Annotated in this window: 13 protein-coding genes; all 13 read right to left on the bottom strand. The window is 57.0% G+C overall.

Going from position 1 to position 14,468, the window contains the following annotated elements; translation table 11 throughout:
- Window positions 1-40 precede the first annotated feature (40 nt).
- Complete coding sequence (locus MID00_RS15205; protein WP_250755867.1) at window positions 41-427, bottom strand: helix-hairpin-helix domain-containing protein; 387 nt, start codon at window positions 425-427, stop codon at window positions 41-43.
- A 116-nt stretch (window positions 428-543) separates the two neighbouring features.
- Window positions 544-1,542, bottom strand: a complete 999-nt coding sequence (rfaD, locus tag MID00_RS15200; protein WP_088450358.1) for an ADP-glyceromanno-heptose 6-epimerase — start codon at window positions 1,540-1,542, stop codon at window positions 544-546.
- Window positions 1,539-2,468 (bottom strand): D-glycero-beta-D-manno-heptose-7-phosphate kinase, encoded by a 930-nt coding sequence (rfaE1, locus tag MID00_RS15195; protein WP_250755868.1) that lies wholly within the window; start codon window positions 2,466-2,468, stop codon window positions 1,539-1,541. Before rfaE1 ends, rfaD begins: the two co-directional genes overlap by 4 nt.
- On the bottom strand, window positions 2,465-3,712 hold the full coding sequence (gene lapB, locus MID00_RS15190) for a lipopolysaccharide assembly protein LapB (protein WP_250755869.1): 1,248 nt from the start codon (window positions 3,710-3,712) through the stop codon (window positions 2,465-2,467). Before lapB ends, rfaE1 begins: the two co-directional genes overlap by 4 nt.
- A gap of 16 nt (window positions 3,713-3,728) precedes the next feature.
- Window positions 3,729-4,061 (bottom strand): lipopolysaccharide assembly protein LapA domain-containing protein, encoded by a 333-nt coding sequence (locus tag MID00_RS15185; RefSeq protein ID WP_250755870.1) that lies wholly within the window; start codon window positions 4,059-4,061, stop codon window positions 3,729-3,731.
- 114 nt (window positions 4,062-4,175) lie between these two features.
- Complete coding sequence (locus MID00_RS15180) at window positions 4,176-4,535, bottom strand: integration host factor subunit beta (protein WP_026482971.1); 360 nt, start codon at window positions 4,533-4,535, stop codon at window positions 4,176-4,178.
- Window positions 4,536-4,540: 5 nt separating this feature from the next.
- Complete coding sequence (gene rpsA, locus MID00_RS15175; RefSeq protein WP_022983279.1) at window positions 4,541-6,259, bottom strand: 30S ribosomal protein S1; 1,719 nt, start codon at window positions 6,257-6,259, stop codon at window positions 4,541-4,543.
- A gap of 84 nt (window positions 6,260-6,343) precedes the next feature.
- On the bottom strand, window positions 6,344-7,021 hold the full coding sequence (gene cmk, locus MID00_RS15170) for a (d)CMP kinase (RefSeq protein WP_009463907.1): 678 nt from the start codon (window positions 7,019-7,021) through the stop codon (window positions 6,344-6,346).
- Window positions 7,018-8,340 (bottom strand): 3-phosphoshikimate 1-carboxyvinyltransferase, encoded by a 1,323-nt coding sequence (aroA, locus tag MID00_RS15165; RefSeq protein WP_254499016.1) that lies wholly within the window; start codon window positions 8,338-8,340, stop codon window positions 7,018-7,020. The genes cmk and aroA overlap by 4 nt, the downstream gene beginning before the upstream one ends.
- A complete protein-coding gene (locus tag MID00_RS15160; RefSeq protein ID WP_254500303.1) occupies window positions 8,337-9,221 on the bottom strand; it encodes a prephenate dehydrogenase/arogenate dehydrogenase family protein in 885 nt (294 codons plus the stop codon). Before MID00_RS15160 ends, aroA begins: the two co-directional genes overlap by 4 nt.
- Before the next feature lie 329 nt (window positions 9,222-9,550).
- Window positions 9,551-10,642 carry a prephenate dehydratase gene (gene pheA / locus MID00_RS15155; RefSeq protein ID WP_026482974.1) on the bottom strand — a complete coding sequence of 364 codons (1,092 nt, stop codon included), beginning with the start codon at window positions 10,640-10,642 and terminating at the stop codon, window positions 9,551-9,553.
- Window positions 10,635-11,744 (bottom strand): 3-phosphoserine/phosphohydroxythreonine transaminase, encoded by a 1,110-nt coding sequence (gene serC, locus MID00_RS15150; protein WP_254499015.1) that lies wholly within the window; start codon window positions 11,742-11,744, stop codon window positions 10,635-10,637. The genes pheA and serC overlap by 8 nt, the downstream gene beginning before the upstream one ends.
- Window positions 11,744-14,428 (bottom strand): DNA gyrase subunit A, encoded by a 2,685-nt coding sequence (gyrA, locus tag MID00_RS15145; RefSeq protein WP_035272681.1) that lies wholly within the window; start codon window positions 14,426-14,428, stop codon window positions 11,744-11,746. Before gyrA ends, serC begins: the two co-directional genes overlap by 1 nt.
- Window positions 14,429-14,468 lie beyond the last annotated feature (40 nt).

Below are 14,468 nucleotides of genomic sequence, written 5' to 3'. Positions count from 1 at the left end.
CTAAACAAACTACTAGCTTAAAGCGAGTCTACGCCCAGGGCTACGGCTTTCTTCTTATATCCGCATCGGCCGTATTGGAAACCGCCTTGCTGGCGGCTTTGGCAGGTTCCACTTTCAGGCCCGACTGCTCCATCGTAATAATCTTTTTCGCGCCTATCCCTTTGACCCGGTCCGCCAAATCCTGCAAAGAGTCGAAAGGGCCACCCCGCTGGCGCTCCTCCAGAATCAACTCGGCCGTGCGGGGGCCTATACCTTTAATTTGCTGCAATTGTTGAGCATCAGCCGTATTCAAGTCGACCGCAGCGACCAAGCTCCAGGGCCCCAATAAGCATAGGGCAAGCAGAAAGCGAAGAACGGACGCACGCCAACCTTGCATTGAGTGCAGCCAGCGATGGGAAACGGGGGACAAGATCAGGGAGGTAGACATGATAAAGGCTCCTTGGAAAGAAGCCTTTATGGTGCTGCCTGGGTGAATGCAAAAGCGGGCCGGAGACCGCGTTTAGCCATGCGTGGCAGCCCGCATGGACTTTAAAGCCCTGTTGCTTAGCGCAGAGCCCCCGACTGCAGCAGACGGCGTACGTACTCGGCGACACCCGTCTGTACATCGTGGAAAGGCTTGTCGTAACCAGCCGCACGCAACTGTGTCAGGTCTGCCTGGGTGTGGCTTTGATAACGGCCTTTCAGATCATCGGGAAACGGGATGTATTGCAGAAACTGCTGCGTCACCAACTCTTCCAATGTCAGGGCAGGCAAGCCATCATGCTCACGCAAGGTGTTGACGACGGTCTGGGCCACATCATTGAACGGCTGGGCACGCCCCGAACCGCAGTTGAACACGCCCGACTGCTTGTCCTGACCCAGGAAATGCAGATTCACCGACACGACATCATCAATAAAGACGAAGTCACGTTGCTGACCGCCATCCACATAGCCATCCCAGCCACCAAACAAGAGTACATGACCGTCGCGACGGTATTGCAGCATATTGTGATAAGCCACCGAGGCCATACGACCTTTGTGCTGCTCTTGTGGACCATAGACATTAAAGTAACGCAGGCCGACCACTGGCGCACGCAGACTATCCAGATGACGACGCAGCACTTGGTCGAACAGAAACTTGGAATAGCCGTAGACGTTCAACGGCGCTTCGTTGCTGAGGTCCTCGGCATACAAGGGACCCGCACCGTAAACAGCGGCGGACGAAGCATACAAGAGAGGAATACGCTTGGCCTGGCAGTACTCGAAGATTTCCAGCGTCACGCGGTAGTTGTTGTCCATCATGAACTGACCATTGCGCTCGGTCGTATCCGAACATGCGCCCTGGTGCAACACAGCTTCAATATTGGAGAACTCGTCGCGCGCCAACCGGGCACGGAAATCGTCCTTGTCCATATAGTCGGCAATTTGGCCATGCACCAGATTGACGAACTTGTCGCCATCGCTCAGGTCGTCCACCACCAGAATGTCGGTCACACCCTGCTGGTTCAGGCCTTTCACCAAATTGCTGCCAATAAAGCCAGCGCCACCGGTCACTACGATCATGCCAATTCCTTTGCCGTCACAATGGACGTACCCAATTTTCCGACCACGATACCACCCGCGCGGTTCGCCCAGCGCATGGCCTGCAACCAGTCCAGACCCGCCGCTCGCATCACCGCCAGCGTTGCCAATACCGTGTCCCCGGCACCCGAGACATCGAACACCTCTTGTGCCTGCGCATCCACATGCTCACGCCCCTGCTCGGTGAACAAGGTCATCCCTTGTTCGGAACGGGTAATCAGCAAGCATTCCAAATTCAGCTTGCGACGCAAATCTTGAGCGCGTCGCATCAAATCATCTTCATCTTTCCAAGCGCCCACGGCTTCCTGCATTTCCGAACGATTCGGCGTCAGGATAGTAGCCCCTTGATAGCGCTCGTAGGTTTTGCCTTTGGGATCGACCAGAACAGGAATGTTCTTCGATCGTGCCAACGCAATCAAACTTTCTACCTGGGCCAAAGCGCCTTTCGCATAGTCCGACAAGACCAGCACTTGATGCTGATCCAGCAAGTCGCTCATGCTTTGCTGCAACTGATCCAAAGCACTGCTGGCCGGGCTTTCTTCAAAATCCACGCGCAACAATTGTTGCTGGCGACCCAGCACGCGCAGCTTCAGCGATGTGGGCATGACCGGATCTTGCACCCAATGCGCCTGAACATGGTCCGCTTCAGCCAGTTCACGCACAGTCTTGCCCGCTTCGTCCTGCCCGATCACGCCCAGCAGGCTGGCCTGGGCACCCAAAGCGGCAATATTGCGTGCCACGTTGGCGGCACCACCCAGACGGTCCTCTACCCGCCCCATCTTGACCACAGGAACGGGTGCTTCGGGGGAGATACGATCCACATCGCCAAACCAGTAACGGTCCAGCATGACGTCACCCACGACCAGCACACGGCTGGCAGCAACAGCTTCACCAGGGAAGGTCATCATTTCAGCTCCTCAAGGCGGCGAGGTGCATAGGTTTCCCAAGAGTTGCAGCCGGGACATTGCCAATAGAAATGGCGAGCTTCAAAGCCGCAAGAACTGCAGGAATAACGATCCAGACGCTGGGTGTGGCGATGAATCAAGGAACGCAGCAGGCTTAAATCCGCACCTGCAATAATCTGATCGACACCGACAGCCTCCGCGCCGTCGGTACTTTCCTTGCCCTGCCCTTGATCCTGGAGTTCAACTTCCAGCATCTTGTCCAGACCCAATAGAGAAGGATGGGCACGCAAGGCATCACGCGCAAACGCCCAGGCCTGCAAATGGCCTTCCTGTTCGCGCAGAACACGGAACAGCACATTGAAAATATCCAGGCTGGGATGCTGCTGATAATGACTGCGCAACATGGCAACGCCCTCTTCGCCCCGCCCCAGCTTGCGGTAACTGTCCAGCAGCTCGGTCGCGTACAGGCCCACATATTCAGGCGCACTGCTCAAAATGGAAACAAGATAAGCCCGCTCCTGCTCGCTCTGGCCTTGCATACGCGCCACACGAGCACGCAAACCGGCAACCCGCGCCTGAGAAGCATACATGCCTTGGCCCGTGCCCAGCTTGCGAATGGCATTATCCGCCTCGTCCAAGGCTTTGGCGGCACGTTCAAAATCAGGCTGCTTGCCTTGCAAGGCCCCTTCAGCCTGCTCACACTGGTAATGCACCAGTTGCGGCACGGGTTCATCGACCAGGGCACGCAAACGGCGCACCGCTTCAATGGCACGCGGCCAATCGTGCTCGGACTCATAAATACGGATCAAGGCGCGCATGGCCGGAATAGCAAAGCGCGTTTCACGCACCGCTTCAAAAGCGGCCTCGGCTCGGTCCAGCATGCCAGCTTTCAGGAAATCCTGGGCAATCTGAAACTGGGCATTTTCACGATCTGCAACTGGCAAATCAGCGCGCGACAGCAGACTTTGATGCACTCGGATAGCGCGCTCCATTTCACCACGACGGCGAAACAGGCTACCCAGTGCAAAGTGCAGCTCGGTGGTTTCGGGGTCCAGCTTGGCCACTTCCACAAAGGCGTCAATGGCTCGATCCGGCTCTTCATTGAGCAGGAAGTTCAAACCCTTGAAATAGGAATCCGGCAAGGTGCGAGTTTCGGACATCATCTGCCGAAAATCCACCCGCGCGGCGACCCAGCCCAAGGCAAATAGAATTGGTACAAAAACCAACCACCAGGTTTCAAAATCCACTGTTTACTCCAAGGACTTACAAAGGCGCCAGCGGGGCGACGGTCTCGGGCGCCACAGCAGCCGTATTCACGGGCGATTGCTGCGCTTGCTCCAGTCTGTCTTGCAGACGGTCCATTTCGCGGCGCAAGCGGTTGACCTCGCGACGGCGACGCATCAACGCGCCCACCATCAAAAGCAGCCCCAACACCAAACCTAAAATAAACGCGGCCAGCATTACGACGATCAGCGGAACGTCTTGAATAATATGCTCGGCGAAAAAGCTGACTTGCACCGGTTCCGTGTTTTTCAGTGCGAACAGCAGCACGATCACAAAAACGAGCAGACGCAGTACCCAGACTAGATAGCGCATTTTTAGGGCTCCAACAGTGTTTTTATAATGTCTGATTGTACGTGCAAGCGGAATTTAGCGCACACGCAAAACAGGCCCTGAAAAGGGCCTGTGTAATCAGTATGCAAGTAGGTCTTAACCGTGACGGACTCTCGCATTGAGCTGCTCGAAGGCAGACGACTGGTCGTCTGCTTCGATTTGCTCTTGCTCGAGAAAGACAGAATCGACTCGCTCGCGCAATTCCTTGCCGGCCTTGAAGTGCGGCACCTGTTTGCCAGGCACCATCACTTTTTCACCCGATTTGGGATTGCGCCCTACCCGCGGCGAGCGGGTAGAGAGCGAAAAGCTGCCAAACCCTCGGATTTCGATCCGTTGACCACTGGCCAGGGCCTGGGTCATAGAATCCAAAACCGTTTTCACGGCGAAATCCATATCGCGCAGAGCCAGCTGCGGATAGCGGCTGGCCAACAACGCGATCAGCTCAGACTTTGTCACGCTGATTAACCGTCGTCACGTTGCTGCTGGTCCAGCTTGGCACGCAGCAGAGCACCCAGATTGGTCGTACCGGACGAAGCGCTGGCTTCGGTCAGGCGGGCCATGGATTGAGCGGTTTCGGCGGTATCACGAGCCTTGATGGACAACTGAATCGAACGGGTCTTGCGATCCACGCTCAAGATCATGGTTTCGATTTCCTGACCTTCTTTCAGAGCCGTCGTGGCATCTTCAACACGGCCCGAGGAAATCTCGGAGGCGCGCAGGTAGCCTTCAACGTCCAGCGACAGAGTTACAACAGCACCCTTGGCTTCCACGGACTTGACGACGCCGCTAACCACGGCACCCTTGTCGTAGGTTGCTACGAAGTTGTTGAACGGATCGCCTTCCAGCTGTTTGATACCCAGGGAAATGCGCTCTTTGTCGGTGTCGATGCCCAGAACCACGGCGTCAACTTCGTCGCCCTTCTTGAAGTTGCGAACGGCTTCTTCGCCAGTCTCGGACCAGGACAGGTCGGACAGGTGAACCAGACCGTCGATGCCGCCTGGCAGACCAACAAACACGCCAAAGTCGGTGATGGACTTGATGCCACCGCGAACCTTGTCGCCGCGCTTGAAGTTGATGGCGAAATCTTCCCATGGGTTGGCACGGCACTGCTTCATGCCCAAGGAGATACGACGACGATCTTCGTCGATTTCCAGAACCATGACTTCGACTTCTTCACCCAAGGTCACAACCTTGCGTGGGTCAACGTTCTTGTTGGTCCAATCCATTTCGGATACGTGAACCAGACCTTCGATACCGTCTTCCACTTCAACAAATGCACCGTAGTCGGTCAGGTTGGTAACCTTGCCGAACAGACGGGTGTTTTGTGGGTAGCGACGTGCCAGACCGATCCATGGATCTTCGCCCAGCTGCTTGACGCCCAGGGAGACGCGGCTCTTTTCCTGATCGAACTTGAGGACCTTGGCTTCGATTTCCTGACCCACCTGCAGAACTTCGGATGGGTGACGAACACGGCGCCATGCCATATCGGTGATGTGCAGCAGACCGTCGATGCCGCCCAGATCCACGAACGCACCGTAATCGGTGATGTTCTTGACGATACCTTTGACGATAGCGCCTTCGGACAGGGTTTCCAGCAGTTTCTGACGCTCTTCGCCCATGGAGGCTTCCAGCACAGCGCGACGCGACAACACGACGTTGTTACGCTTGCGATCGAGCTTGATGACCTTGAATTCCAGGGTCTTGCCTTCGTATGGCGTGGTGTCCTTGACAGGACGCAGATCAACCAGCGAACCGGGCAAGAAGGCGCGGATGCCGTTGGTCATGACGGTCAGACCGCCCTTGACCTTACCAGTGATGGTACCGTTGACCAGTTCGCCGGACTCAAGCGCTTGCTCGAGGGACAACCAGGCCGACAGACGCTTGGCGCGGTCGCGGGACAGAATGGTGTCACCGTAGCCGTTTTCGAAGGCGTCGATTGCCACGGAAACAAAGTCACCAGCTTGAACTTCCAGTTCGCCCTGATCGTTCAGGAACTCTTCCAGAGGGATCAGTGCTTCGGACTTCAGGCCAGCATTGACCAGAACGTAGTTGTGGTCAATACGCAGAACCTCGGCGGAGATGACTTCGCCGCTTTTCAGGTCTTGGTTTTTAATGCTTTCTGCAAACAAATCGGCAAAGCTTTCGCCGCCCGTTGCGTCTGTGTGAAGGTTAGTGGACATTAAATCAATCCGTTAGCCAAAATGGCCATAAAAAACACACCAGGCAGAACCCGGTGGAGTGAACAAAGCCCGATCAGCACGGGATTAGGCTGTCGGGACCGCAATGCCCGACCAAAGGTCGAGCACCTTATTTACAACTTCCTGGATGCTGAGCTGGGAAGAATCCACAATGTGGGCACCCGGCGCAGGCACAAGCGGGGCATGGGTTCGAGAACGATCACGTTCGTCGCGCGCACGCAAGTCCGCCAAAAGACTCGTAAGATTAGCAGAAATACCCTTTTCGCTCAACTGTTTACAGCGTCTTTGAGCCCGTACCTCCGCATCTGCCAGCAAAAATATCTTTAAAGGTGCGTCCGGGAAGACAACTGTGCCCATATCGCGCCCATCGCCCACCAAACCGGGGGCAACGCGAAAATCCCGCTGCCGTTGCAAAAGTGCCTCACGCACCAGAGGCAAGGCCGCCACCTGAGAGGCCAGATTTCCTACCTCTTCCTGACGAATGGCGTCGCTGACGTCATCGCCATCCATGTAGATATGGGGGTAATCAAAATGCACGTTCAGGCTCTGGGCCGCATGCTGGACCTGGGCCTCGTCCTGGACATCCACGCCGCGACGCAGGCAGGACAAGGCGGTCAGGCGATACAAGGCACCGCTGTCCAGCGTATGCCAGCCCAGCCGCTGCGCGACCAGGGAAGCAATCGTCCCTTTACCGGAAGCGGTAGGGCCATCAATGGTTATGACGGGAATGCTCTGCTCTGTCATGCCTGCACCAATTGTTCAAAAACAGAAAAATACTCGGGGAACGTCTTGCTGACACAGCCGGGATCCAGAATGGTGACCGGCACCGGGCCAAAGCTGGCCAGTGAAAAACACATGGCAATGCGGTGGTCATCATACGTTTCGATGCTGGCCGAACGCCATTGACCGGCGGCAATAGGATGCACAGTCAGCCAGTCCGGCCCGGATTCTACTGTTGCCCCCAGCTTGCGCAATTCGGCCTGCATGGCATCAATACGGTCTGTCTCCTTCACGCGCCAGCTGGCGATATTGCGCAAGGTGCAAGGACCATCAGCAAACATGGCCATGGCAGCTGCCGTCATGGCGGCGTCAGGAATATGGTTGAAATCCAGATCAAAGGCCTTGAGCTTGTCGCCCTTGGCTACGCACTGACCAGAAACGATCAGCTCATTGGCATGACGCTCGATACGAGCACCCATGGCTTGGGCCACATCCGCAAACTGAATATCGCCTTGCAGACTTTCTGTACCCACGCCCTGAATACGTAGCGGGCCACCGCCAATAGCTCCCAAAGCAATGAAATACGAAGCGGACGAGGCATCGCCCTCCACCACGTACAAGCCGGGGCTGACATAAGCCGCATCGGCGGAGACAGTAAAGCTGCTCCAGCCGTCGCGCTCCACCTGCACACCGAAACGGCCCATCATGGCCAGCGTGATTTCAATATAAGGCTGAGAGATCAACTCCCCTTCCACCTCGATACGCAAAGGCTGGCCCGTACGAGCAGTCAACAAGGGAGCGGCCATCAACAAGGCTGTCAGAAACTGGCTGGATACCGAGCCTTTCACCGACACACGACGCTGATCAGCCTGTGCCAACTCACCAATCGCCAAGGGAGGATAGCCCTCTGCCCCCAGATATTGCACCTCAGCCCCCAGGCTGCGCAGCGCATCCACCAGATCCCCAATGGGGCGCTCGTGCATGCGGGCAATACCGCTAAGGTTGAAGCGACCACCCATCAAGCCCAAAGCAGCGGTCAAGGAGCGGAAGGCCGTACCTGCATTACCCAAAAACAGATCGGCATCGCGATGCGCAAAAGGAGCCCCACCGTCGATCACTACCGTGCCCTGCCCCAGGTCCTGCACAGCCACGCCCATTTGCTGCAGAGCGGCCATCATGACGCGGGTATCGTCCGAATGCAGCAAGCCTTCCAGGCGTGTTTGCCCTTGAGCCAAGGCGGCCAACAACAGGGCTCGATTGGAAATGCTCTTGGACCCTGGCAATTGCAGTTGTCCGCTAGCGCGGCTGACGGGGTTCAAAACAAGACTGTCGCTTTGGCTCATTGCAAACCACTCCTACTTGCCCAAAAACGGCGCGCCAAGGCAGCACGCTCTAAAAATTCGTATAAAGCCTGACCATCCTGGTCCTGCAAAGCCTGTTCGGCCTGATCCAGGGCCTGACGTACTTCCTGCAATTGACCCAAGACAGCCTCGCGGTTGCTCAGGAAAATATCGCGCCACACTTCGGCTGATCCGGCTGCAATGCGGGTGAAGTCCCGAAAGCCAGTTCCTGCCAAGGCAAAGCGCTGATCCGAGTTGGCACTGGAGGCCACCTGCCACATAAAAACCGAGGATAAAAAGTGCGGCACATGACTGACCGATGCCAGCACTTCGTCATGCGTGGCCGGGTCCATCAACATGACACGCGCCCCGCAAGCCTCCCACACGGCAATCAAACGCTCGCGTGCGCTGGCACTGTTTTCTTCCAGGGGGGTCAAGATGACGTTGCGACCGTCGTACAGATCAGCACGCGCCGCTTCGGGACCTACGGTCTCCGCACCAGCAATGGGGTGACCGGGAACAAACTGGCTGATACGATCACCCAGCGCCTCACGCGCCACACTGACCACATCGACCTTGGTGCTACCTGCGTCGCTGATCAAGGTCTCGTCACGCAGATGGGGACGCAAGGTTTTCAATACCGAGGCCATGGCCCCGATAGGCGTAGCCAGCACAATCAGGTCCGCTTGCTGCGCGGCTTGCTCAAGCGTGGCGACCTCGTCGATCAGGCCCAGTTCCTGCGCGCGCCGCAAGCTTTTCAGCTGTCGACCTACGCCCAGCACTTTTCCTACCGCCCCGGAGCGCTTGAGCGCCAGAGCCAAAGAGCCGCCAATCAAACCGACTCCGACGATCGCCAGCACCGGAACCAAGGGCGGCGGCGCCATAGTTTCTGATGACGCTATCATGATTAATTCCGTTCCCTCTCAGGCCGTCCATGCTGCGCGTATTGCGTGAAATAGCACGAGCAAAACCGGGATATTGATGCAGACTTTGCCAGACGGCTGCCCAAACCCCATCAAAGGATTAAAGCAACACGCAAAGCCTCTATTTTGTCTAGCCAGCTCTTGATGGCACAACGCACCAAGCAACTGCGCAAGACTGACCGAAACAAGCAGATCCTGTGCGAGCCACTCGTTCTGACAAGGCATGTCCTGAACAGACAATAAGGCCTTGAGGGTGAAACCTCCCCCCAGGCCTTTCTTGTTGCTGATGCTTAAAAGTCGTTTACGGGGTAAGAACCCAGAATCTTGAAAAAGGCGACTTGTTTCTTCAGTTCTGCCAAAGCAGCAGCCATGGCTGGCTCATCACGATGGCCGATCAGGTCTACGTAGAAATAATATTCCCACTGCCCTGTCCGTGCAGGACGCGACTCCAGGCGAGTCATGGACACGCCATGCACAGCCAAAGGAGACAGCATGTCATAAACAGCACCAGCCCGGTTGGGCACCGCCAGAATGATGCTGGTCTTGTCATTACCGCTAGGCAGGGACTCGATATTGCCAATGGCCAGGAAACGGGTGCGGTTGTGCGGATCGTCCTGAATACCGGCCTCGACCACCCCCAGATTCCAGGCGGTAACAGCCGTATTGCCCGCAATCGCTGCAACCGTAGGATCGGACGACGCAATGCGTGCTGCTTCAGCGTTGCTGGAGGCGGCCTCACGCAAAAGCTGTGGGTAATGCTTTTGCAGCCAGTTCTGGCACTGCGCCAAAGCCTGAGGATGGGCCATCACGCGGGTGACGCCTTCCATCGTGCCAGTTTGGGTCAGCAGATTGTGATGCACACGAATCGAGCGCTCGCCCAAGACACGCAAGGGCGAGTTCAGCAGCAAATCCAGCGTGCGGTTCACGGCGCCTTCTGTCGAGTTCTCGACGGGCACCATGCCCACCTCAGCCTGACCCACTTCGACGCTGCGGAAAACCTCGTCGAAGGAATCACATTGCAGGCCATCCAAAGCATGGCCGAAATGCTCGTAGGCGGCTTGCTCGGAAAAAGAGCCCTGCGGGCCCAGATAAGCCACGCGCAACACGCTTTCCAGACCGCGACAGGCAGAAATAATCTGCCCCCACACCGCTTCGACTGCTGCCGGTGTGAACGGGCCCTCATTTTCTGACTGCAAGCGACGCACAATACGTGCCTCGCGTTCGGGCTTGAGGATGACTTCCTCTGTATTGAAGTCCTGCTTGATCTTGCCCACCTCCAAAGCCGCACGAGCACGCTCGTTGAGCAGCTCCAGGATCTGGCGATCCAGCTCATCAATACGATTGCGCCAAGGGAGCAGGCGCTCAGTTAAGGTATTAGCCATTCCGTCGTTCAAATTCAGTCATGAAATCGATAAGTGCCTGCACACCCTCCAGCGGCATGGCGTTATAGATTGAAGCGCGCATACCGCCCACGCTCTTGTGTCCTTTCAGGGAAGTCAGACCTGCAGCCGTAGCCTGTTCCAGGAACAGGGAATCGAGGGACTGATCACGCAACAGGAACGGGACGTTCATGCGCGAGCGATACGACGGATGCACGGTGTTGTTATAGAACTCGGACGCATCCAGAAAGCCGTATAAAGCTTCGGACTTGGCCGCATTGCGTGCCTGCATGGCAGCCACACCACCCTGGCGCTCCAGCCACTTGAACATCAGCCCGGCCATGTAGATCGAGTACGTAGGCGGCGTGTTGAACATGGACTGCTGCTTTTCAATGTTGGCGTAGTTGAACGCCGACGGGCACAGATCCATGGCATGGCCCAACAGGTCCTTGCGTATCATCATCAAGGCGATGCCGGACATACCCGCATTCTTTTGCGCCCCGGCATAGGCCACGGACACGCGCGAGAAATCGATCGGGCAGGACAGGATGTTGGAGGAAACGTCTGCAACAACAGGCACATCCAGCTTGGGAATGTCGTTGAACTCCACACCACCAATCGTTTCATTGGTGCAAACGTGCAGGTAAGCCGCGTCCGGGCGCACATCCCATTGAGAAGGCTCGGGGAACCAGGTCCAGGGCGCCCATTCCTTGCCCTGATCCTGCCACGCCTGACCACTGGTACCGGCAACGTGAATATCACCGTAGCGCTGAGCCTCTTCGCAGGACTTGACCGACCAGCTGCCCGAAAGCACGTAGTCGGCCTTGCCACTGCCATTGCGCTGAATCAGGTTCAAGGGCAAAAGACCATTCTGGCCTTGTGCCCCACCCTGAACAAACAACACTGCAAAGTCATCGGGCACGGACAGCAAGCTGCGCAAATCGGCTTCTGCCTCGTCACGCACACCCATATAGTCCTTGCTACGGTGGCTCATTTCCATGATGGACATGCCGGTGCCATGCCAATCTGTCATTTCAGCAGCGGCTTGCTCCAGCACTTCCAACGGCAGCATTGACGGGCCTGCCGAAAAATTCCATACACGCATTACTCGTTTTCCTCGCCGGAAGGGTCCGCCTGGTCTTGGGCGGAATCAAGTTGATTATCCTGCTCCTGACCTTCTGGCGCCTGACCCTCTTCGGCCAGCTCGGCGTCGACCTCGTCATCGGTCTCTACCACGCGGTACACACCAGACAGCTCGCTGTCATCGTCCACGCTGATCAAGGTCACACCTTGAGTCGCACGACCCATTTCGCGGATTTCAGCCACGCGAGTGCGTACCAGCACACCAGCGTTGGTGATCAGCATGATCTCGTCGGTTTCACGAACCAGCACCGCACCCACGACCTTGCCGTTACGAGCCGAGGTCTGGATGGCAATCATGCCCTTGGTGCCACGACCGTGACGCGTGTATTCGCCAATCGGGGTACGCTTGCCGAAACCGTTCTCGGTGGCGGTCAGCACGGATTGGGTTTCGTCTTCGGCCACCAGCAGGGCAATCACGGACTGACCTTCTTCCAGCGTCATGCCGCGCACACCACGGGCTGCACGGCCCATTGGGCGCACATCGCCCTCGTCAAAGCGCACGGCCTTGCCGGCGTCAGAGAACAACATGACGTCATGGACGCCGTCGGTCAGCTGAGCACCGATCAGGTAGTCGCCCTCGTCCAGGCCCACAGCAATAATGCCGGCCTTACGGGGGTTGGAGAAGTCGGACAGCGGGGTCTTCTTGACCGTGCCGCGCGAGGTCGCCATGAACACGAACTGATCTTCGCTGAATTCCTTGACGGACAGCACCACGTTGATCTTCTCGCCATCTTCCAGAGGGAACATATTGACGATAGGACGGCCACGCGAGTTGCGCGAACCTTGTGGCACTTCCCAGACCTTGAGCCAGTACACACGGCCACGGTTGGAGAAGCACAGCAGGTAATCGTGGGTATTAGCGATGAACAGCTTGTCGATCCAGTCGTCCTCTTTCATGGCGGTGGCCTGCTTGCCACGGCCACCACGACGCTGGGCCCGGTACTCGGACAGCGGCTGGCTCTTGATGTAGCCGGTATGCGAGAGCGTCACCACCATATCCATAGGGGTGATCAAGTCTTCGGTATCCAGCTCGGTGGCGTTGTGCTCGATTTGCGAGCGACGAACGTCCTTGCCAGTCGCCGAGAACTCGTCGCGCACGGCGATCAGTTCGTCACCAATAATGGCGGACACACGGGCCGGGTTGGACAGGATATCCAGCAAGTCAGCAATCTTGTCCATGACCTCGCGGTACTCCTGAACAATCTTGTCCTGCTCCAGGCCAGTCAGGCGCTGCAAGCGCATGTTCAGAATTTCCTGGGCCTGCACTTCGCTCAGACGGTACAGACCGTCTGTGTTCATGCCAAATTCAGCGCCCAAATCATCCGGACGGTAAGCCTGGCGGCCGCCCACAATGGCGCTGGTGTCGGCACGGGCCAGCATCTCGCGCACCAGACCGGAATCCCAGGACCGAGCCATCAGCTCGACACGGGCAACCGGTGGCGTTGGAGCCGCTTTGATGATTTCGATGAACTCATCAATATTGGCCAGGGCCACAGCCAGACCTTCCAGCACATGACCGCGCTCGCGCGCTTTGCGCAACTGGAATACGGTACGGCGAGTAACCACTTCGCGGCGGTGGCTCAGGAAGTAATCCACCAACTGTTTCAGGTTGAGCAGACGGGGCTGGCCATCGACCAGTGCCACCATGTTCATCCCGAAGGTTTCTTGCAACTGCGTATTCTTGTAGAGGTTGTTCAGCACAACTTCCGGCACTTCGCCGCGCTTCAGTTCAATGACCAAACGCATACCGTCCTTGTCGGACTCGTCGCGGATATCGGAGATACCCTCGATGCGTTTTTCGTTGACCAGCTCGGCAATGCGTTCCTGCAGCGACTTCTTGTTAACCTGGTAAGGAATGGCGTCGACCACGATGGCCTGACGGTTGCCCTTTTCCATGTCTTCAAAGTGTGTACTGGCACGCATGATGACGCGACCACGGCCCGTGCGATAGCCTTCGCGCACACCGGACATGCCATAGATAATGGCACCGGTCGGGAAGTCGGGGGCCGGGATGTATTCGATCAGCTCATCAACCGTGCACTCGGGGTGGCTCAGGCAGTACAGACAGCCGTTGACCACTTCAGCCAGGTTATGCGGCGGAATATTGGTAGCCATACCCACGGCAATACCCGAGCTGCCGTTGACCAGCAGGTTGGGCAGACGCGAAGGCAACAGGGCCGGTTCTTTTTCGCTGCCATCATAGTTAGGCACGAAATCCACGGTTTCCTGGTCGATATCGGCCAGCAGTTCGTGGGCGATCTTGGCCAGACGGATTTCGGTGTAACGCATGGCCGCGGCGTTATCCCCGTCGATGGAACCAAAGTTACCTTGTCCGTCGACCAGGGTGTAGCGCATGGAAAAGTCCTGCGCCAGACGCACGATAGTGTCATAGACGGCAGAGTCACCATGAGGATGGTACTTACCGATCACATCACCGACGATACGAGCCGACTTCTTATAGGCACGATTCCAGTCGTTATTGAGTTCATGCATGGCGAACAGAACACGGCGATGCACGGGCTTCAAACCATCTCGCACGTCGGGAAGAGCACGGCCCACAATCACGCTCATGGCGTAATCGAGGTAGCTGCGGCGCATCTCCTCTTCAAGCGAAACGGGAAGCGTCTCCTTGGCAAAGGAATCCATAGGTCAATTCTTTATAGATATGGGTTAAGCAGTAAGCCAG

This window comes from Alcaligenes sp. NLF5-7 (assembly GCF_024266725.1).
Taxonomy (GTDB): domain Bacteria; phylum Pseudomonadota; class Gammaproteobacteria; order Burkholderiales; family Burkholderiaceae_B; genus Alcaligenes; species Alcaligenes phenolicus.
The sequence above is the reverse complement of the archived record's forward strand: the minus strand, read 5'-3'. Positions and strand labels throughout refer to the sequence as shown.